We start from the raw sequence: 19,131 nt of genomic DNA on the forward strand, positions 1-19,131 counted from the left end.
CTGGCTGGCCTACGTGGTGCTGCGGGATCGGGCGACTAGCCGGGTCTCGATGCCCTGCAAGGCAGTGATCAAGGCGCTGGCCTCGGCCGGTTTCGTTCCCTCCAGCAGAGCGGACCACGTGTCGCGCAGCCGTTGCAGGTTGTCCGCTGCCTTTTCGGTGGGGTAGAGACGCACTCGGCGGGCGTCGTCGGGATCGGCTTCGCGGCGCAGCAGCCCCTTGTTCTCCAGGCCCCGCACGGCTCGGCTGACGTTGCTGGAGATCATCTGGGTCGCCTCGGCCGCGGCGTTGACCGTCGTTCCCGGGTGCCGGTCGACGAACCGCATCACCGCTCCTTCCAGCGGCGTTCCCGACTCGGCGTTGGCTTCCTTGGCGGCGTTGATGTGCCGGGCCACCGCGAGGATCAGGTCGGCCAACTCGAAGAGCTGTTCGTCTTTCACCCGGCCAGCGTAGCCCAATACCTATCGTTTGACAGGTATCTCTCCGGCGACGTAGCTTAGCTATCAATTGATAGCTAAGGGGAAGTCATGACCACAGGCAAGAGCGCGTTGATCATCGGGGCGTCGCGGGGGCTCGGCTACGCGCTGGCCGCCGAGTTCCTCCGCCGCGGCTGGCAGGTCACCGCGACCGAACGCACGCCGTCCGCACTGCACGAGCTGGCCAAATCGGCCGAGGGCAGGTTGACGGTGGAGACCGTCGACATCACGGTGCCCGAGCAGGTCGCCGCGCTGCGTGCCCGGTTGGGGCGGTTCGACCTGCTGTTCGTCAACGCCGGGACCAACTACACGACCGACCCCTCGGCGACCTTCGCCGACGTGTCCACCGAGGACTTCACCCAGGTCATGGTGACCAACGCGCTGAGCCCGATGCGCGTCGTCGAAACCCTGCACGACCTGGTTCCCTCGACGGGCACCATCGGCGTGATGTCGTCCGGCCAGGGCAGCGTCTCCGGCAACACGAACGGCGGCTTCGAGGTCTACCGGGCGAGCAAATCCGCGCTGAACCAGCTCATGCGCAGCTTCGCCGCACGGCACGCCGACGACCCGCGCACCCTGCTGCTCATGGCGCCGGGCTGGGTGAAGACGGACCTGGGCGGGCCGAGCGCGCGGCTGACCGTCGACGAGAGCATCCCCGGAGTCGCCGACACGATCGAGGCTTGGGCGGGCAAGGGCGGGCTGCACTACCTGGACCGGCAGGGGCAGACCGTCAACTGGTGACCGGCCTTGAACATCCCCAAAGCCACTTTGGGTGCGCTAGACGCACCGAATGCCACTTTGGGTGCGCTAGATGCACCGAGCGCCGCATTGGGTGCGCTAGATGCACCGAATGCCACTTTGGGTGCGTTAGACGCACCGAGCGCCGCATTGGGTGCGCTAGATGCACCGAATGCCGCATTGGGTGCGTCAGATGCACCCAATGCGGCATTGGGGCGCTCGGCTAGGCGAGCAGTTCGGCCAGCATCGCCGGATCGATGTTGCCGCCGGAAACGACCGCGACGGTGCGTCCGCCGGGGAGTTCGTCGGCGTGGTGCAGGTAGGCGGCCGGTGCGGTCGCGCCGCTGGGTTCCGTCACCAGGCGGCCCTGCTGGGCGAGCGCGCGGACGGTGTCGCGGATTTCGTCCTCGGTCACCGTGATCACGCCGTCTAGGACGTGCCGCAGGTGCGCGAACGTGAGCTCGGACGGTTGCGCGCGCAGGCCGTCCGCGATGGTGCGGGCGCGGTCGGTGATGGGCCACTCCACGATCTCGCCCGCGGCGAGGCTGGCGGCGGTGTCGGCGGCCAGTTCCGGTTCGACGCCGTAGACCTTCGCGTTCGGGCACTTCGCCTTGATCGCCACGCCGACCCCGGAGGCGAAGCCGCCGCCGCTGATCGGGACCAGCACGGTCTCGACGTCCGGGAGGTCCTGCGCGATCTCCAGCCCGACGGTGCCCTGCCCGGCGATGATGTCCGGGTGGTCGAACGGCGGGATCAGCGTGAGGCCGCGTTCCTCGGCGAGGGCGAGCGCCGCTGATTCCCGTTCCGCGATCGGCACTTCGCGGACTTCCGCGCCCCAGCGGCGGGTCGCTTCGACCTTCAGCCGCGGAGTGACGTCCGGCACCACGATCACCGCGGTGATCCCGAATTCGCGCGCGGCGTAGGCGACCGCTTGCGCGTGGTTGCCGCTCGAATACGCGACCACGCCGCGTTCCCGTTCGGCGTCGGTGAGCGCGGCGATCGCGTTGTACGCGCCGCGGATCTTGAACGCGCCGATCGGTTGCAGGCTCTCGGGTTTCACCCAGAATTCGCCGGGAACCCAGAGCTGGCGCAGCAGCGGGGTGTGCACCGCGGTGCCCTTCAGCCGTCCGGCCGCGGTTTCGATGTCGGAGATCGTCACGAGGTGCATGAGGCGAGTATGTCAGGAAAGTGTGAGCTTTAGTCCATCCATTGTGGACAGTCAACGTGGCGTCCCTCACGCCGGGGCAACGAAGGGAGCACCTCGGACGACTTAACCGTTGAAGAAGCAGGGAACAGGGCTGGGAAACGATCAGATCGGAATCATGAGCGAGGAGCAGAAGGAAACCGCGGAGGACAAGAAGAAACTCCGCATGACCTCGGTGCTCGCCGCGGCGCTCGCGGCGGTCACCGCCGCGTTGCTGGGTTCGACGCTGGGGGTCGCGGGAACAGTCATCGGCGCCGGGGTGGCGAGTGTGGTCAGCACCGTCGGCGGCGAGTTGTACCTGCGGTCTTTGCAGCGCACTCGCGATGCCGCGCGGAAGGCGATGGAGACGGCTGCCCGGCGCAGCAGGGGCGCGCTGGTGCCGGTGGAGGCGGTGCGGGAATCCGGTTCCGGCGACGCGGCGACGGTGCATGTCGACGCTGACGTGGCGAACATGCCGACGGTTCGGTTGCGTCCTACTGAGCCGGATGCGGCCGAAGGTCTGGGCGAGAAGCTGCGGAAGATGCGGTGGCCGTTGATCATCGCGTCCAGTGTGGTCGCGTTTGTCGTGGCGTTGGTTGTGCTGGTGGGGATTGACTGGACGACTAAGGGGAATGTGTCGACTGGGTTGATTCCTCGGCAGCCGGAGACCGGTCAGCAGCGGGATGATCATCCGGACAACACGCCCAGTACTCAGCCGCAGGCGCCGCCGACTGGGGAGTCTCGGTCCAACGGTTCGACGTCTACGCCTACTACTACGGCTAGTGCGCCGCCGTCTTCGCAGGCTACGCGGGAGAGTCAGGCGCCGTCTTCTTTGTCTAAGCCGTCTAGTAGTTCGCAGGCGCCTAGTGGTAGTCAGACGGCTACTGCGCCTGTGGTTCCGTCTAATGGTGGGGAGTAGCTCGTCGCCTGGCGGCGACATTGCGCACGGTGGTTGCGTGGGGCACCCCGAAGCTTGATTGTGCTGACGGTTCGGGGGTGCTTGTCAAGGCGGGAAAGATGCCTTGACAAGCACCCCCGAACCGCAGAGGGGCTTCGTATCGGGGTGCGGGGGAGGTGTGGGTGCCTCGCTCGTTGGGTGCACCGGTGCGGTTGGGTGGCTCGCCTTGGGTGTGTCGGCGGGCGTGGTTATCCCAGGTGGGCTCGTAGGGTTTGTGCGGCTGCTTTGGGGTCTTCGGCCTCGGTGATTGCTCGGACGACGACGATTCGGGTCGCGCCTGCGGCCAGTACTTCGGGTAGGCGGGGTTCGTCGATGCCGCCGATGGCGAACCAGGGGCGTTCGGTGTTGCTCGCTGCGGTTGAGCGGACTAGGTCCAGGCCGGGGGCGAAGCGGCCGGGCTTCGTCGGGGTGGGCCAGCAGGGGCCGGTGCAGAAGTAGTTCACTCCTGCCTCGGTGGCGGCTGCTGTGGCTTGCTCCTCCGAATGGGTGGATCGGCCGATGACTACGTCGTCGCCCAGGACTCGTCGGGCTAGGGAGACTGGGATGTCGTCTTGGCCCAGGTGCAGGACGTCGGCGCCGACGGCCAGCGCTACGTCCGCACGGTCGTTCACCGAGAGCAGCGCTCCGTGTCGGGCGCACGCCTCTGCCAGGACTTCCAGCGCTGCGATCTCCTGCTTGGCCTCGAGCGGGGCGCCGCCGGTCTTGTCCCGCAGTTGGATGATGTCCACGCCGCCCGCCAAGGCTGCGTCAGCGAACTCGGCCAGGTCGCCTCGGGACGTGCGGGCGTCGGTGCACAGGTACAGCCGGGCGTCGGCTAGCCGGGTGCGAATTTGGTCTCCGGTCAAGGCAGGCATGGCGGTGACGTTACCCGCGCGCTACGGTGTGGGAGTCCGCACGGGAGCCCGAGGCAACGGGCTGAGAGGGAGCTGCCGCTCCGACCGTGGAACCTGATCCGGGTCATGCCGGCGCAGGGAGCGTGATTCCACTGTGAACACCAGCACCACAACCGTCACTGTCGTCGGCGGCGGCGTCATCGGGCTGTCCGTCGCCTGGCGCGCGGCCGCCCGCGGATGGCGCGTCACGGTCGTCGACCCGGAGCCCGCGCGCGGTGGCGCGTCCTGGCTGGCCGGCGGGATGCTCGCACCGGTCACCGAGGCGTGGCCGGGCGAGGAAGCCGTGCTCAGCCTGGGGGAAGCGTCGCTGCAGCGCTGGCCAGGTTTCGCACGCGACCTCGCCGACGAGGGCACCGATCCCGGGCTGGCCGAGCACGGCACGATCGTCGTCGGGTTCGACAGCGCCGATGCCGGGCACCTCGACATCCTCGCCGGGTACCTGCGTTCGCTCGGTCGCGACGTCGAGACGCTCACCGGCCGCGAGGCGAAGCGGCTCGCGCCGGGCGTCGGTGCGGTGCGCAGCGGCCTGCACGTCCCGGGTGATTTAGCCGTGGACAACCGGAAACTGCTCACAGCGCTGAGCGAAGCGGCTACGAAGCGTGGGGTCGAGTTCCGGCGCGAGCGGCTCGAGAGTCTTTCCGACGTGTCCGGCCCGGTGGTCCTCGCCGCGGGGGCGTGGACCGGGCAGCTGCATCCGTTGCTGGAGCACGCCGTACGCCCGCTGAAGGGCGAGATTTTGCGACTGCGTCCGCGTCGTGGCTGTCTGCCGCCTCCGCCGTACACGGTGCGCGCGATGGTCGAAGGGCGGCCGATCTATCTGGTACCGCGAGAAGACGGCGAACTGGTCCTTGGCGCGACGCAGTACGAAGCCGGTTTCGATCAGGCTGTCACCGCGCGCGGCGTACGTGAGTTGCTGGAAGGCGCGGAACGTATTCTGCCCGGCATCACGGAGTACGAACTGGTGGAAGTCGCCGCCGGACTGCGCGCCGCGAGCCGCGACGCTCTGCCCTACATCGGCGAAGTGAGCGAAGGCGTGTACGCGGCGACAGGACATCACCGCAACGGTTTGCTGATGGCGCCCGCGACTGCGGACGCCGTGGTCGCGTGGCTGGCCGGCGAAGCCCCGCCGCCGGAGGTCGCCGCGGCGACGCCCGCCCGTCTTGTCGAGAAGGAGCGAGTCTGATGGAGATCAAGGTCAACGGCGAATGGCGGGAATTCCCCGACGACAGCACCGTTTCCGCGGTCCTCGACGCGCTGGGAGCGGAACGCAGGGGTGTGGCCGTCGCGGTCAACGGCGAGGTCGTGCGGCGTGGCGAATGGGAAGAATCGGTCGTGCCGAAGGGCGCGCAGCTCGAAGTGCTGACCGCGGTTCAAGGAGGTTGAGCATGGACGACCTGATCATCGGCGAACACAAGCTGTCGTCGCGACTGATCATCGGCACCGGTGGCGCGGCGAATCTCGAAGTGCTGGAACGAGCGCTCGTCGCGTCGGGCACCCAGCTCACCACCGTGGCGATGCGCCGAGCCGACGCCGAGGGCGGCTCGGGCGTACTGGAGCTGTTGCGGCGCTTGGACATCGAGCTGCTGCCGAACACCGCAGGCTGCCGCACGGCGGCGGAAGCCGTGCTCACCGCCCAGCTGGCCCGCGAGGCGCTGGAAACGAACCTGATCAAACTCGAGGTGCACGCCGACGACCGCACCCTGCTGCCCGATCCGCTGGAAACCCTGGAAGCAGCCGAACGCCTGGTGGCGGACGGTTTCACGGTGTTCGCGTACACCAACGACGATCCCGTGCTAGCGCTGCGCCTGGAGGAAGCGGGCTGCGCCGCGGTGATGCCGCTCGGTGCTCCGATCGGTACTGGGCTGGGAATCCGGAACCCGCACAACATCGAACTGATCGTCTCGCGCGCGTCAGTGCCGATCGTGCTGGACGCGGGGATCGGCACGGCGTCGGATGCCACGCTGGCCATGGAACTCGGCTGCTCGGCGGTTCTGCTGTCGACCGCAGTGACCCGGGCGGCGGACCCGGAACGAATGGCCTTGGCGATGCGGAGCGCCGTGGAGGCGGGGTATCTGGCGCGAGGTGCGGGAAGGGTGCCGCAGCGGTTTTGGGCGCAGGCGTCCAGTCCGCCTCGCTGAGCGGCTCGGACTTGGTCAGGCCGGGTCTCACCGACTGCGATGAGATCCGGCCTTCCGGCACTCAGGAAGAGGCCGTCAACCGGAGCAATGTGGTTTCCGGGTTCTGCGGGCCAGAACCGGTGCCGACCGGGGTGCTGCGGTTCGGGTTGACGTCGACAGTCGTGTGAGTTCCCGAATCAGTGGTGAGATCGGCCTTGACCTTGTGTCCAGTACCGTCGATCTGCCCGTCGCCACGGATTTCGTAAACCTTTGGGATTTTCACCTCGATCGTGCCTGGCGTCGCGAGAATCTTGAAGCAGATGCGCCCGTCCAGTTGCATTCCGACGCTGCCCTGTGCGCGCACTTGGAGTGCTCCGATGTTGTTTTCCGGGGGAGCGGAACAATCCGCGAAGAGGATGTGGCCGTCGCCGGAAATCACATTCACGTGGTAATTGGCCTCGATCGAGGCGGCACCGGGGTATGAGAAGTCTTCGACCAGCGCCGGCTGTTCGTTCGGCGCGGGATCGTCGCCGGTGGCGGCTTGGGCGGTCCAAATCCCGCCCAAGGTAATTGTGGTCGTCACGGCGGTCGCTACGGCTACCGTAGTCCTCGTGCGCATTTAATGTCCGTTTCATCCGTTTTCGGAGCGAGACTGACTGGGCGCACGGGTTATCGGTCAAAAAGGTTGACAGTTACCGTGCTTGAGTGTGATATGGATCATATTGCACCTTTTCTTATTTTCTCTTTACTCTTCAGTTTCGACGTCGTGTCACGACTGTCGGGGGGTCTTCAATTTCCATTCCGTGTGCGGCATTCGCCGCGCACGGTTTTTGGTGCCCGCTGAAGGGAACTGCGGTGAAGAAGACGAGACGGGGCAGCGCAAGACCATTGCGCGCACTGGTCCTGTTCCTGATCCTTGCACTGTCGGCTGGACTGGTGGGCGCGCCCACTGCGGAGGCCGGCCAGACGGACAATCCGCCACCAACGCCACCAACTTCGAGTTCAGGTGCGGACGACAGCCGAACCCAGGTGCTGCATCTGTGGAAGTACGGCGGTCCCAGCATCAAAGAGGCCGCCGGGAAGGCGTTGCTGGGCTCGGACAGCGATATCAAGACCTTCCTTGCTTCCGATCTGAGCAAGCTCAAGGCCACGGACGACCGGATCAGCGTGGACCGGGTGCTCGCCGCCGGCGGCCAGGCGACCAAGGACGCGGCACAGCGAGCGCTCGACGCTAGTGACGACGCGTCGTTGCTGGCTTTCCTGCGGGACGGCTGGAAGGTGCCGTGGGAGCAGGACCAGCGAATCCGAGTCGACCAGATCCTCGCGACCGGCGGCCCGCAACTGCAACTGGCGGCCCAGAAGGCCCTTGACGCGAATACGGTCGGCGCGTTGCAGTCCTTCCTCAAGGACGGCTGGCAGGTCCCGTACGAGCAGGACCAGCGGATCCGGATCGACCAGATCCTGGCTGCGGGCGGCCCGGAGGTCAAGCGCTCGGCGCAGGAGGCTCTTGACGCGAATACGGCCGCCGCCTACGCCCAGTTCCTGAATCACGACCTGACGATCGCCCAAGCGCGTGATCAAGAGACCGCGACCATCGCGCAGCTTGCCGGTGCGGCGAAGGATGCCGGTGAACAGGCTGCGAAGGAGACTCAGGCGGCCAAGGACGCGTCGGCTCGCGCGATCACCGAAGCAGCGCTGGCAAAGAAGGCCGCCGAAGCGGCAGCAGCCGCCAGCGCGGCGGCTCACGACGATTCCAATGCTGCCTCGGCTGCGGCCCGTCAAGCGGCCGACGCTGCGGACAAAGCCGCGGTTGCAGCAAGGGAGGCGGTCAGCGCGGCGAACGCGGCGAGCGTTGCCGCTCGAGTGGCCGCAGGGGCTGCGACTCGAGCAGCTTCGGCGGCGTCGAAGGCAGGGCAGGCGGCTTCGGCCGCTTACTCCGCGGCGTCGGCGGCCGACACCGACGCCAAAAGCGCGGAGAGCGCTCGGAAAGCGGCCGGTGCGGCGCGGGACGCGGCTATCGGCGCTCAGGACGCGGCTAAGGCGGCGAAGTCCGCCGGGGAGGCGATTAACCGAGCAAAGGACGCTATATCCGCAGCGGGCCGCGCGGGCCAAGATGCTTCGGCTGCGGCCAAAGCCGCCAGCGACGCGAGCAAGAACGCTTCGGCAGCCGCTGCTGACGCTGCGACTGCTCGGCGGGCGGCCGCTGCCGCTTCGGCGAACGCGGCTCGGGCGACCCGGGCGGCGCAGGCGGCGAGCGGGTTCGCGGACACCGCGGCGACAGCTGCTTTCGAAGCTCAAGCGGCGGCGGAACGCGCTGCGGCAGACGCGAACGCCGCCGCGGCCGCAGCCGACGATGCTGCTTTGCATGCGGGGCAGGCCGCTGATGCCGCCAATCAGGCGACGCTGCACGCGAACGCAGCGACCGCTGCCGCTCAGGCCGCCATCACCGCCGCTGATCAAGCCAAGAAGGTCTATGACGCGGCGCGCAGCGCCGAGAAGACGCGGATCGCGACCGAGACGGAGCAGGCCGACGAGGCGGCACTGGTCATTTCTCGAGCCAACGACCAAGCACCGAAGCCCAATGGCGGACCGAAACCGCAGAGCGATCTGCGTGACGCGGAGACGAACCGGCTGATCGCCGAGGCGACCGCGGTAGGCACTCCCGCCGCCGTCGCGGTGACGGACGCCCGCAAGGTCGCCATGACCTTAAGCCAGACGGACGGATCGTGGACCAAGGCAGCCGCGGACGACGTGCTCTCGGGTCCGGATGCACTGGCCTTGGATTTCGTGCAGCACGGCATCGTCGTCGCCGCGGGGCAAGACGACCGCGTCGCTCTGGGTGACCTCGAGCAGACGAGCACCGACAATTTCAAGGCCGCGGCCGAGGCCGCGCTGGCCGGCAGCGACGCGGACGTCGCAAGCTTCCTCCGGGACCAGAACTATCCCCAGCGGGAGACGGACGACCGGATCGCTGTCGACCGGATACTGGCTGCGGCGCAGCAATCCAAAGACATCGCCACCATTGACGCCGCGCAGAAGGCCCTCGACGCCCAGAACGACCAGGCTCTACGGGACTTCCTGGCCACCGGCCAGTACGTCGCGGCTGGTCAGGACCGGAGGATCAAGGCCAACAACATCCTCGCGTCGGATACCAGTGGTCCGGAGTCGAAGGGCGCTGCACAGGTCGCGCTCGATGGCTCTCCTGCGATGCTGGCCGACTTCGTCACCTCCGGCCAGTACTCCGCGGCTCAGCACGATCTTGACAGCGCCGCGCACGACGCAGTGGTCTCCGCCTACTTGGCGCAAGCCTCGCAGGCCGCCGCGACCGCATCGCAGAACGCCAACGAGGCACAGCGAGTCGCCGCGACCGCCCGGCACGCCGCGGCCGAGGCGGAGGGCTATCGACAGCAGGCAAGCAAGGACGCGGACCAGGCCAACGGTTACGCACAACAAGCGCACCAGTCCGCCGTGGATGCCCAGAATTCGGCCGTACGCGCGGCTCAGTCGGCAGCGACGGCACGCAACGCGGCAACGTCGGCCAAGCAGTCCGCGCGCAAAGCGAGCCTGTCTGCCGCATGGGCCAACTCCTCGGCGAGCTTCGCCGCGAGCAAGGCGACTGAAGCTTACGGGGCGGCGAAGTTCGCGTTCCAGCGTGCGATTGACGCCGGCCGGGATGCCGAACAGGCGAAAGCGGCGGCGAAGGAAGCAGTCGACGCTTCCATCGCCAAGGTCAAGGAGGCGCAGAAGCAGGCACACACCGACTTGCTTCTGCACTGTGAGAACGTGCCGAAGCTCGCGTTCGACGAATGCGTGAAGTTCGCTACACAGTCGGACGCGGACCGTATCGCGGAAATCCTTGACCGAGACCGGTTGTGCGACCATCTGGGCAACGTCGGGGCAGGGATCCAGAAGCAGTGCTACGCCGATGAGTTGAGCCCTACTTTCAGAACTGACTTCGCACTCTCGGTCGCCACGACAGCGCTCAGCGAGCTTGCCGCGATCTACGGAACGGTGGCCGCGACGGAAATAGCCGTCACCGGAGGCATACTCTGCACGGTTTCCGAACCGTGCGGCCTCCTTGCCGCGTCGATCATTCCTGAGGGCACTGCTTTCACCTCGTGGATAGGTATCGCCGGGGTCAACACCCTCGCGCTGACCCGAGCCGAAGCGATGCTCGAGGAATCACTGGTGGATGCCGGTGCGCTCGTTGGCCGGCGTTCCTCCAACGCGGTGGACATGCTGACGGAATGCGCGGTGAATAGCTTCACCGGGGACACACCGGTGTTGCTGGCAGACGGGAGCCGGGAGCCGATCAGCACGGTTCGCCCGGGGGAACAGGTCCTCGCGACGAACCCGGTGAGCGGGGAGACGCGGGCCGAGCCTGTCGTCAAGCTGATCACAGGTTCTGGTCCGAAGAACATTGTTTCGGTGACGATCCGCGATTCCAGCGGGGCCGAGTCTGTAGTGCAGGCGACTGCCTGGCATCCGTTCTGGGTCGGCAACGGGAAAGGGTGGACCGGTGCGAGTCGTCTTGTCGCCGGGGACCAGGTGCGGACTTCGTCCGGCGGGGTTGCGCAGGTGGTCGGTACTGCGACCCGAACTTACCCGGTCAAGGTCTACAACCTGACGGTCAGTTCGCTCCACACGTATTACATCGCGCCTGGCCGTACGGTATCTGCGCTTGTTCATAACACTGGCTGCTCCGATATTGCGCTTGGGAAGGAAAGAATAGATGGCAATGAGGATTCTTTATTCGAGTTTGCGATGGATATCGGTGCCGCTCCGCACTGGGAATGGTCCGACGATGCGACCTGGTATCAGCACGTCTTGAACGCCATTAAAGACGGCAAGACGCGTATCCACTTCAACCTCGACGGAATTCCTGACGCGAGAGCGTACGCAGACCTAGGTGTCGGCGCTGACCCCGTGCTTGACTACGGGCGGCTTACTGCGTGGGAGCTCAATGAAATCAGGCAGGATCCGTCCTGCTGGAGCCGGGTCAAGTTTTACCGAAACGGAAAGGAATGGAAAAATCCATTCGCGTGATTAAAGCGCGGGTAAGTTCTGGCGGCTGAGCGAGTGGGGCTTTCAGTGCTGGGCTTATGGGGGCGGATCGATTAGGCGCTTGCTTGGCGGTGAGGTCGGCTCGCAATCAAGTGCACCGGTGCGACGGCGCGCATCGAGCACCGTCGCACCGGTGCGAGAGCGGTCTGCTCACTCCCGGGACGACTTCGGTGGGTGTCGGGCTTGTATGCTCTCGAGGAGAGCTACGCGAGGAGGATGCGAGTTTGAGTGATCCAAAGCGAGAGTTTCTCTGGTCAAGTGACCGGAATTTCCAGGTATGGTCCTATGCTGCCGGACATTCGGAATTGACCTTGAAGACAACGGAATTGAATGCGGATTCGGATGTTCTTCGCATTCTGTTCTCCGGCGTCGTCAGGATGGACCTGGGTACTTTGTATACTGGCCCGGTAGTTCTGTGGGCTTTTGATCGGCACGATTCGTATTCGAGGAAAACGAAGTATCCGTACTTGCTTGTGGAGATCCACGGTGCTGGCCAGCAAGGATTCGTCGCCGCGGCCAGTGTTCGGATCTATCGAGAAACGCAGAATGATGGTCAGGCCGAGCGGATTTTCGGGACTAATATGATAGAAATATGGAAGCGAAAAAACTCGTCGCCCCTCACGTGACCTCGATCACCACCTTGCCGCGCACTCCGCCTTCCTCGAGTGCTCGATGCGCCCCCGCGGTATCCGCCAACGGAAACGCCCGGTCCACCAACGGTCGCACCAGTCCGGCGGTGACCCAGCGGCTCAGGTCGGCCAGCAGGTCTGCCTTCGGATTGCCGCTGAACCCCCGCACCCACCGCCGACGTCGTAGCGAGTTAGCCGCGACATAGCCAACCGTGCGGGCCGGACGGTTGAGGTCGAACGCGATCGCGACCATCCGTCCGCGCGGGGTCAGCAGTTGCCGGAACGTGTCTAGGTCTCGGCCCACGGTGTCGAGGATGACGTCGAACTTCCCCAACTGGCCCGGATCGCGGTAGTCGAGTGCGACGTCCGCGCCGAGGTCCCGTGCAAGCTCAAGGTTCTTGGCGCTGGTAAGGCCGGTCACGTGCGCGCCCATCGCTTTGCCGAGTTGTGTGGCCACAAAGCCGACCCCGCCGGTCGCGCCGCGGACCAGCAGGCGTTCGCCCGGTTTCAGATGGGCCTTGTCCCGCAGTGCGGTGATCGCGGTGATGCCCGCCAGCAGCGACGCGGCCTGCGCGGGATCCAGCCCGGCTGGCACGTGGTCCAGTCGATCCGCGGCCAGCACGTGGTACTCGGCGGCGGTGCCCATCCGCCGCCCGCCGCCCCAGACTAGGTCGCCGGGTGTGAACCGGCTCGTTCCGGGATCGACGACCTCGCCGACCAGGTCTACGCCGATTCGCTTGGGGAAACGCTTGCCGCTGAACGGAAGCAGCTTCCCGGACCGCATGGCCAGTTCGCCGCCGTTGACTGTCAGCGCGCGCACTCGGACCAGGACTTCGCCGGGGCCGGGCGTCGGCGTCGGGACAGTGGTCTCGCGCAGGACTTCCGGTGGTCCATAGCGGTCGTAGGTGATGGCGCGCATCGAAGTGGAAGGCATCTTCCACTTCTAGCACGGAAAGTGGAAGGGGTCTTCCGATTCACGTAAAGTGAGAGAGTGCCGGAAAAATCGACTCGGTTGCGCACTGACGCCGCCCACAATCGCGCGCACATCCTCGAGGTCGCCGAGCGCACGTTCGAGACCGAGGGGCTCGACGTCTCGATGAGCGAGCTGGCGCGCCGCGCGGGGCTCGGCGTCGCCACGGTGTACCGCCATTTCCCGACCAAGGCCGATCTGGTCGCGGAAGCCTTCGCGGAGCCGATGGCCGAGTGCGCGGGCATGCTCGACGAGGCGCTCGCCGACCCCGATCCGTGGCGTGGGTTCTGCCGGGTGATCGAGGAGGTGTGCTCGATGCAGGCGCGCAACCACGGTTTCTCTGCCGCGATCGTGACCGCGCTGCCGGATCAAGCCGCCTTCGCCGAGTTGCGGGACCGGGCGTTGCGGGCGTTCGCCGAGTTGATCCGCCGGGCGCAGGACGCCGGTGCGCTGCGGGCTGACTTCGCGGTTTCCGACCTGTCGTTGATCTTGCTGGCGAACGGCGGGCTGCGATCGGGCGCGGGAGCGGCGGCACCAGCGGCGTCGCGGCGGCTCGCCGGCTACCTGCTGCAGTCGTTCCGGGCGGAGGCCGCCGCGCCGCTGCCGCCGCCCGCGGAGCTGCCGCTTGACGTGTCGGTGCTCTGAATGGGGCGGCCAAGCTGCACAAATAGTCGGGTTGTGGTGATTTCGCCCGCGCTTGACACGGATTGAGCACGGGTACGCCGTATGGTTGACGGCACCCTTTCCGGCGCACCCAGCGGCGGGCACCAGCGTCAGAAGGAGCCGATCGTGACTCTTTCCTCGGTCCAGGACGTAACGGGCCGGTTGTATCTAGCGGTGGGGCGGCTTTCCCGCTCCCTGCGCCAGGCGGGCGCGCCCGGGCCCGGACACGGGTCGATTTCCGCGCTGGCCACGCTCGTCCACTTCGGCGAACTGCGCCTCGGCGACCTCGCCGCGAAGGAAGGCGTCGCGGCGGCCACGATGTCGCGGATCGTGGCCACCCTGGTGGAGGCCGGTTACGTCACGCGCGAATCCGACCCGGTCGACCGGCGCGCCTGGCTCGCCCGCGCCACCGAGGAAGGCGAACGCCTCGTCTCCGGCGTGCGGTCGACCCGCGTGCAGGAACTCAACCGCCGCCTCGACCGGCTCACGCCCGAGGCTCGCGAGTCGATCATCGCCGCGCTGCCCGCGCTGGAAGCCCTGATCTCCGACGAGGGCTAGCGCTCTTCCGGGGCCAGCCGCCAGAACGCCGACACCGGGCCGACTTTCGCGCCCATCGGGTAGGAGTGTTCGACGGCCTGCGACACGAACCACTTGCCGTAGCGCGCCGCCTCGACCACCGGCATGCCCTTGGCCAGCCCGGCGGTCAGCGCGGACGCCATGGTGTCGCCAGCACCGTGCGTGTGCGGCGTCTGCCAGCGCGGGCCGGGCAGCTCCACGAACGTCGAACCGTCGAAGAGCAGGTCGACGCACTCCGGGTCGGACTGCAGGTGGCCGCTCTTCACGAGCACGTACTTCGGGCCCAGCTGGTGCAGCACGACGGCCGCGGTGTGCATGCCTTCGCGGTCGGTCACGGTCATGCCGGTGAGCAGCCGCACCTCGTCCAGGTTCGGGGTGAGGACGGTGGCGCGCGGCAGGAGTTCGTCACGCAGCGCGGCGAGGCCGTCGTCGTCGAACAGCGACTGGCCGGTCATCGCCGCGGCCACCGGGTCGACCACGAACGGGATCGCGCCGTCGCGCCCGATCCCGGCCTTGTCGCAGGCCGCCGCGACCGCGTGGATGATCTCCGCGGACGCGAGCATGCCGGTCTTCGCCGCGCCGACGCCCATGTCCGCCGCGACCGCCTCGATCTGCCCGGCGACGATGTGCGGCGGGAGGTCGGCGCGGTCGTGCACGCCGAGCGTGTTCTGGACGGTGACCGCGGTGACCGCGACCAGGCCGTGCACCCCGCAGGTGAGGAAGGTCCGCAGGTCCGCCTGCAGCCCGGCGGCCCCGCCGGAATCCGATCCGGCGATGGTGAGCGCGGAGGGCGGGCTCGGGTTCTCAGTCATGTGCGCGTTCCGACTTCTGGTCTGGTCCATTGAGGCAACTGTGCTTCATTCACAGTCCACCACGATGGCACAGTAAACGTTCGTGCTGGTCCCCGTGACGAAGGAGACATCAGTGAAGCTCGCCGCGGCCGGTCTCCTGCTCCTGTCCACGCTGGCGGTACCGGGGGTCGCCAGCGCGGACAGCCCCCAGCTCTCGCACGTGACCACGGTCGGCGTGCACAACACCTACGACCCGGCCGCGTACCCGTACCTGGCGCAGGCGCTGGACAACGGCTCGTCCCTGCTCGAACTCGACGTCTGGCCGGACTTCTTCACCCACGAGTGGAAGGTCAGCCACTCCAACCCGCTGGGCAACGGCAACAACTGCGTCGACGCGCACACCGCGGCCGACCTTTACTCCGGCGGGACCAACAAGGACCTCGAATCGTGCCTGGACGACATCCGGATCTGGCTCGGCGCCCATCCCGGCCGCGGGCCGCTCACGGTGAAGATCGAAATGAAGACCGGGTTCTCGGCGAATACCGGCCTCGGCCCGGCTCAGCTGGACGCCGCGTTCCGCGACCATCTCGGCGACGCGGTGTTCAAGCCCGCGGATCTCCTCGGCAGCCACGCCACGCTGGATGAAGCGTCCAAAGCGGACAACTGGCCGACGCTGGACGCGTTGCGGGGCAAGGTGCTCACCGAGATCATCCCCGGCACCGTCGAAGAAGGAAACCCGACCGACACGCTGCACACCGATGTCGAGTACGTCCGTTACCTGCTGGGCCAGAAGGCGGCCGGGAAGCTGAATTCGGTCCAGATCTTCCCGACCGTGCACGGTGCCGCCGGCGGCGATCCGCGCGACAAATACACCGCGGAGCAGAAACCGTGGTTTGTCGTTTTCGACGGAGACGCGAGCGAATGGCTCGCGAAGGCCGGAATGTCCTGGTACGACGAAAACCACTACTACGTGGTGATGACGGACGCCCAGAACGTCGCGCCGGCCATCGACGACCACAACCCGACCGTCGACCAGGCGACCCAGCGCGTCGCCGAACTGGCCAAGCAGCACGCGTCCGTGGTGACGTCCGATTGGACCGGCCTCACGACCGTGCTGCCGACGGTGGACTCGCGGGGCTAAAAGCGCGGCGGCGGCTTCAGCACCGACATCCGGTATTCGTACACCGCTTGCGCTTCGGCGATCCCCGGGCGCGGCGTGACGCCCGATTTGCGGATCGTTTTGACCGCCGAAGCGGTGCGGTGCTCGGTGACCAGGCCGTCGACCTCGTGCTGCACCTCAAGCGGCAGCCGCGCCCACAATGCTTCCGGTGTCTCGCTCATCCGGCCAGTGTCGCATTCACTGCGGATTCGCGAGCCGCCAGAACGGGGAAACCGGGCCGACCCCGGCGCCGAGCGGATACGCCTCCTGGACGCAGCGTTCGATGAACCGTTTCGCCTCCGCGACCGCGGTGGGCACGTCCGCGCCCTTCGCGAGCGACGAGGTGATCGCGGACGCCATGGTGTCACCACCGCCGTGGGTGTTCTCGGTGTCGATGCGCGGTCCGCTCAGCTCGATGACCGACGAGCCGTCGGTGAGCAGATCGACGCAGTCGGCGGCGTCGTAGAGGTGCCCGCCCTTGACCAGAACCCACTGGGAACCGAACTCCAGCAACGCTTCCGCGGCGACGTGCTGGCTCTTCGCGTCGGTGACGCTGACGCCGGTCAGCAGCCGGACCTCGTCGAGATTCGGCGTGATGAGCGTGGCGCGCGGAAACAGTTCCGTGCGGATCGCTTCCAGCGCTTCCTCGCGCAGCAGCGCGTGGCCGGTCATCGACGCGGCCACCGGGTCGACTACGAACGGGGTGTCCGTAGTGCGTCCAATGTGGACTTCGTCCAGCGTTTTCGCCACCGCCTGAATGATGTCCGCGGTAGCGAGCATGCCGGTCTTCGCCGCGTTGACGCCCATGTCCTCGGCGACCGCTTTGATCTGCGCGGTGACGACGTCGACCGGGATCTCGGAAAACCCTTGCACGCCCAGCGAATTCTGCACGGTGACCGCGGTGAGCGCGACCAGTCCGTGCACGCCGTTGGCGAAGAACGTGCGCAGGTCCGCCTGCACGCCCGCACCACCGCCGGAATCGGATCCGGCGATGGTGAGGGCGGTACGAGGGGTGACTGTCACTGGTTGACCACGGGCAGATAGACCTTGTTGCCCTGCTCGGAAAACTCCGCGGACTTCTCGGCCATGCCCGCCTCGATCGCCTCCACAGAGGACAGACCGTGCTCCTCGGCGTACTTGCGCACGTCCTGGGTGATCCGCATCGAGCAGAACTTCGGCCCGCACATCGAGCAGAAGTGCGCGGTCTTCGCCGGTTCCGCGGGAAGCGTCTCGTCGTGGAAGGACCGAGCGGTGTCCGGGTCGAGCGACAGGTTGAACTGGTCGTTCCACCGGAATTCGAAGCGGGCCTTGGACAACTCGTCGTCCCAGTCCTGCGCGTACTGGTGGCCCTTGGCGAGGTCGGCGGCGTGCGCGGCGATCTTGTAGGTGATCACGCCGGTCTTCACGTCGTCGCGGTTGGGCAGGCCGAGGTGCTCCTTCGGCGTGACGTAGCACAGCATCGCCGTGCCGTACCAGCCGATCTGCGCCGCGCCGATCGCCGAGGTGATGTGGTCGTACGCCGGGGCGATGTCCGTGGCGAGCGGGCCGAGCGTGTAGAACGGGGCCTCGCCGGTGAGCTTTTCCTCCAGCTCCACGTTTTCCTTGATCTTGTGCATCGGCACGTGGCCGGGGCCTTCGATCATCACCTGCACGTCGTGCTCGCGCGCGATGTGCGTCAGCTCGCCGAGGGTTTCCAGTTCGGCGAACTGGGCCCGGTCGTTGGCGTCCGCGATCGAGCCGGGACGGAGGCCGTCGCCGAGGGAGAACGTGACGTCGTACTCGCGCAGGATCTCGCACAGCTCGGAGAAATGCGTGTACAGGAAGGACTCCTGGTGGTGCGCGAGACACCAGGCGGCCATGATCGACCCGCCGCGGCTGACGATGCCGGTGACCCGGCGCGCGGTGAGCGGGATGTAGCGCAGCAGCACGCCCGCGTGCACCGTCATGTAGTCGACGCCCTGCTCGCACTGCTCGATTACGGTGTCGCGGTAGATCTCCCAGGTGAGCTTTTCCGGCTCCCCGTTGACCTTTTCCAGCGCCTGGTAGATCGGCACGGTGCCGACCGGGACCGGCGAGTTGCGCACGATCCACTCGCGCGTCTCGTGGATCCGCTTGCCGGTGGAGAGGTCCATGATCGTGTCGGCTCCCCAGCGGGTGGCCCACACCATCTTGTCGACCTCTTCCTCCACAGAGGACCAGACGGCCGAGTTTCCCATGTTGGCGTTGATCTTCACCAGGAAGTTCTTGCCGATGATCATCGGCTCGGTCTCCGGGTGCTTGCGGTTGACCGGAATCACCGCGCGACCGCGGGCGACCTCGTCCCGCACGAACTCCGGAGTGCAGCGTTCGCGCGCGGCGATGAACTCCATTTCCCGGGTGATGACCCCGGCTTTCGCCCAGCCGAGCTGGGTGTTGTGCTCCCGTCCGTCAGCCCAGCCGGAGCGGAGCGGGTGCAGTCCATTGTGGACATCGATGTTCGCGTCCGGATCGGTGTAGGGGCCGGACGTGTCGTACACGTCGAAATGCTCCCCGTTCGACAGGTCGATCCGCCGCGCCGGAACCCGCAGTCCGGATTCGGTGCGGTGGTAGACCTTCCGCGAGCCGGTGATCGGCCCGGTGGTGACGGACGGGGCGATGGCACCCTGGTTTTCCAGCGTCGTCAACGACGTTCACTCCCTACGCCGGCATTACCCGGTCAGGTTCATGCGGTCGGTGACGCCGGGTGTCCGCGAGATGGACACCAGCCACCCTCTCAGCCCGCCAAGGCGCGAGCTCCCGCGTTGCATTCGGTTGAGGTTGCTTGTCCGACGATGCCATGGCGCCTCGGTCGGGCACAACCCCGCCGCCCGTCTGGCCGAAGGACGACGAAGGCCTCCCCGGTGATTCCGGGGAGGCCTTCGGGAAATTCGGCGCGCG

The 19,131-nt window shown here is 67.0% G+C and carries 18 protein-coding genes and 2 riboswitches; of the genes, 9 read left to right on the forward strand and 9 right to left on the reverse strand.

The features are described 5' to 3' along the window. Positions 1 to 9 precede the first annotated feature (9 nt). Positions 10 to 438: a MarR family winged helix-turn-helix transcriptional regulator gene (locus tag FKO37_RS07115; protein WP_238604028.1), complete on the reverse strand. Its 429-nt coding sequence runs from the start codon at positions 436 to 438 to the stop codon at positions 10 to 12. A gap of 87 nt (positions 439 to 525) precedes the next feature. Here FKO37_RS07115 and FKO37_RS07120 point away from each other — a divergent pair, with 87 nt between their 5' ends. Beyond that, positions 526 to 1,215, forward strand: a complete 690-nt coding sequence (locus FKO37_RS07120) for an SDR family NAD(P)-dependent oxidoreductase (protein ID WP_238604029.1) — start codon at positions 526 to 528, stop codon at positions 1,213 to 1,215. A gap of 220 nt (positions 1,216 to 1,435) precedes the next feature. Here the strand turns inward: FKO37_RS07120 and FKO37_RS07125 are convergent, their stop codons facing one another. Continuing rightward, the gene (locus FKO37_RS07125; RefSeq protein ID WP_134728410.1) at positions 1,436 to 2,380 is read right to left on the reverse strand and encodes a threonine/serine dehydratase; all 945 of its coding nucleotides are present in this window, start codon (positions 2,378 to 2,380) and stop codon (positions 1,436 to 1,438) included. 154 nt (positions 2,381 to 2,534) lie between these two features. Here FKO37_RS07125 and FKO37_RS07130 point away from each other — a divergent pair, with 154 nt between their 5' ends. Then, a complete protein-coding gene (locus tag FKO37_RS07130; RefSeq protein WP_238604030.1) occupies positions 2,535 to 3,314 on the forward strand; it encodes a hypothetical protein in 780 nt (259 codons plus the stop codon). Positions 3,315 to 3,541: 227 nt separating this feature from the next. Here the strand turns inward: FKO37_RS07130 and thiE are convergent, their stop codons facing one another. After that, positions 3,542 to 4,207, reverse strand: a complete 666-nt coding sequence (thiE, locus tag FKO37_RS07135) for a thiamine phosphate synthase (RefSeq protein ID WP_238604031.1) — start codon at positions 4,205 to 4,207, stop codon at positions 3,542 to 3,544. 30 nt (positions 4,208 to 4,237) lie between these two features. Further along, positions 4,238 to 4,344: riboswitch (TPP riboswitch) on the forward strand. Here thiE and thiO point away from each other — a divergent pair. The 3 genes from thiO (at position 4,341) to FKO37_RS07150 (ending at position 6,384) form a co-directional block, all read left to right on the forward strand. Then, complete coding sequence (gene thiO, locus FKO37_RS07140; protein ID WP_238604032.1) at positions 4,341 to 5,429, forward strand: glycine oxidase ThiO; 1,089 nt, start codon at positions 4,341 to 4,343, stop codon at positions 5,427 to 5,429. Its footprint overlaps the riboswitch before it by 4 nt. Then, positions 5,429 to 5,629, forward strand: coding sequence for a sulfur carrier protein ThiS (thiS, locus tag FKO37_RS07145; protein WP_238604033.1), 201 nt, complete (start codon positions 5,429 to 5,431; stop codon positions 5,627 to 5,629). The genes thiO and thiS overlap by 1 nt, the downstream gene beginning before the upstream one ends. 2 nt (positions 5,630 to 5,631) lie before the next feature. Further along, a complete protein-coding gene (locus FKO37_RS07150) occupies positions 5,632 to 6,384 on the forward strand; it encodes a thiazole synthase (RefSeq protein WP_037807946.1) in 753 nt (250 codons plus the stop codon). A 61-nt stretch (positions 6,385 to 6,445) separates the two neighbouring features. Here the strand turns inward: FKO37_RS07150 and FKO37_RS07155 are convergent, their stop codons facing one another. After that, positions 6,446 to 6,946 carry a hypothetical protein gene (locus FKO37_RS07155; RefSeq protein WP_238604034.1) on the reverse strand — a complete coding sequence of 167 codons (501 nt, stop codon included), beginning with the start codon at positions 6,944 to 6,946 and terminating at the stop codon, positions 6,446 to 6,448. 272 nt (positions 6,947 to 7,218) lie between these two features. On the opposite strand from FKO37_RS07155, the gene FKO37_RS07160 reads away from it, so the two are divergent. Then, entirely contained in the window at positions 7,219 to 11,409 is a 4,191-nt protein-coding gene (locus FKO37_RS07160; RefSeq protein WP_238604035.1) for a polymorphic toxin-type HINT domain-containing protein, read from the forward strand. A gap of 636 nt (positions 11,410 to 12,045) precedes the next feature. On the opposite strand, the gene FKO37_RS07165 is transcribed toward FKO37_RS07160, so the two are convergent. After that, entirely contained in the window at positions 12,046 to 12,990 is a 945-nt protein-coding gene (locus FKO37_RS07165; RefSeq protein ID WP_238604036.1) for an NAD(P)-dependent alcohol dehydrogenase, read from the reverse strand. 57 nt (positions 12,991 to 13,047) lie between these two features. On the opposite strand from FKO37_RS07165, the gene FKO37_RS07170 reads away from it, so the two are divergent. Next, positions 13,048 to 13,671 (forward strand): TetR/AcrR family transcriptional regulator, encoded by a 624-nt coding sequence (locus FKO37_RS07170; protein WP_238604037.1) that lies wholly within the window; start codon positions 13,048 to 13,050, stop codon positions 13,669 to 13,671. Between the two features lie 144 nt (positions 13,672 to 13,815). Further along, a complete protein-coding gene (locus FKO37_RS07175) occupies positions 13,816 to 14,247 on the forward strand; it encodes a MarR family winged helix-turn-helix transcriptional regulator (RefSeq protein ID WP_037718524.1) in 432 nt (143 codons plus the stop codon). Here FKO37_RS07175 and thiD (FKO37_RS07180) read toward each other — a convergent pair. After that, positions 14,244 to 15,077 (reverse strand): bifunctional hydroxymethylpyrimidine kinase/phosphomethylpyrimidine kinase, encoded by an 834-nt coding sequence (gene thiD, locus FKO37_RS07180; RefSeq protein ID WP_037807932.1) that lies wholly within the window; start codon positions 15,075 to 15,077, stop codon positions 14,244 to 14,246. The genes FKO37_RS07175 and thiD (FKO37_RS07180) overlap by 4 nt on opposite strands. A gap of 112 nt (positions 15,078 to 15,189) precedes the next feature. On the opposite strand from thiD (FKO37_RS07180), the gene FKO37_RS07185 reads away from it, so the two are divergent. Next, entirely contained in the window at positions 15,190 to 16,197 is a 1,008-nt protein-coding gene (locus tag FKO37_RS07185) for a Ca2+-dependent phosphoinositide-specific phospholipase C (protein ID WP_238604038.1), read from the forward strand. On the opposite strand, the gene FKO37_RS07190 is transcribed toward FKO37_RS07185, so the two are convergent. From FKO37_RS07190 to thiC, 3 genes are all read right to left on the reverse strand, one after another. Continuing rightward, on the reverse strand, positions 16,194 to 16,397 hold the full coding sequence (locus FKO37_RS07190; RefSeq protein ID WP_037807930.1) for a hypothetical protein: 204 nt from the start codon (positions 16,395 to 16,397) through the stop codon (positions 16,194 to 16,196). The genes FKO37_RS07185 and FKO37_RS07190 overlap by 4 nt on opposite strands. Positions 16,398 to 16,413: 16 nt before the next feature. Next, positions 16,414 to 17,238 (reverse strand): bifunctional hydroxymethylpyrimidine kinase/phosphomethylpyrimidine kinase, encoded by an 825-nt coding sequence (gene thiD / locus FKO37_RS07195; RefSeq protein ID WP_238604039.1) that lies wholly within the window; start codon positions 17,236 to 17,238, stop codon positions 16,414 to 16,416. Then, positions 17,235 to 18,878, reverse strand: a complete 1,644-nt coding sequence (gene thiC / locus FKO37_RS07200; RefSeq protein WP_009084020.1) for a phosphomethylpyrimidine synthase ThiC — start codon at positions 18,876 to 18,878, stop codon at positions 17,235 to 17,237. The genes thiD (FKO37_RS07195) and thiC overlap by 4 nt, the downstream gene beginning before the upstream one ends. Further along, a riboswitch (TPP riboswitch) is annotated at positions 18,872 to 19,004 on the reverse strand. (Overlaps the previous gene by 7 nt.) Positions 19,005 to 19,131 lie beyond the last annotated feature (127 nt).

It is taken from the genome of Amycolatopsis sp. Poz14 (assembly GCF_006704225.1).
In the GTDB taxonomy this organism is placed as follows: Bacteria; Actinomycetota; Actinomycetes; order Mycobacteriales; family Pseudonocardiaceae; genus Amycolatopsis; species Amycolatopsis nivea.

What these genes read in the sequence shown, in the direction of transcription:
- thiE (WP_238604031.1), bottom strand. Translation starts at nt 4,207, where the DNA reads ATGCCTGCCTTGACCGGAGACCAAATTCGCACCCGGCTAGCCGACGCC.
- FKO37_RS07130 (WP_238604030.1), top strand. Translation starts at nt 2,535, where the DNA reads ATGAGCGAGGAGCAGAAGGAAACCGCGGAGGACAAGAAGAAACTCCGC.
- thiS (WP_238604033.1), top strand. Translation starts at nt 5,429, where the DNA reads ATGGAGATCAAGGTCAACGGCGAATGGCGGGAATTCCCCGACGACAGC.
- FKO37_RS07165 (WP_238604036.1), bottom strand. Translation starts at nt 12,990, where the DNA reads ATGCCTTCCACTTCGATGCGCGCCATCACCTACGACCGCTATGGACCA.
- thiD (WP_037807932.1), bottom strand. Translation starts at nt 15,077, where the DNA reads ATGACTGAGAACCCGAGCCCGCCCTCCGCGCTCACCATCGCCGGATCG.
- FKO37_RS07120 (WP_238604029.1), top strand. Translation starts at nt 526, where the DNA reads ATGACCACAGGCAAGAGCGCGTTGATCATCGGGGCGTCGCGGGGGCTC.
- FKO37_RS07190 (WP_037807930.1), bottom strand. Translation starts at nt 16,397, where the DNA reads ATGAGCGAGACACCGGAAGCATTGTGGGCGCGGCTGCCGCTTGAGGTG.
- FKO37_RS07125 (WP_134728410.1), bottom strand. Translation starts at nt 2,380, where the DNA reads ATGCACCTCGTGACGATCTCCGACATCGAAACCGCGGCCGGACGGCTG.
- FKO37_RS07150 (WP_037807946.1), top strand. Translation starts at nt 5,632, where the DNA reads ATGGACGACCTGATCATCGGCGAACACAAGCTGTCGTCGCGACTGATC.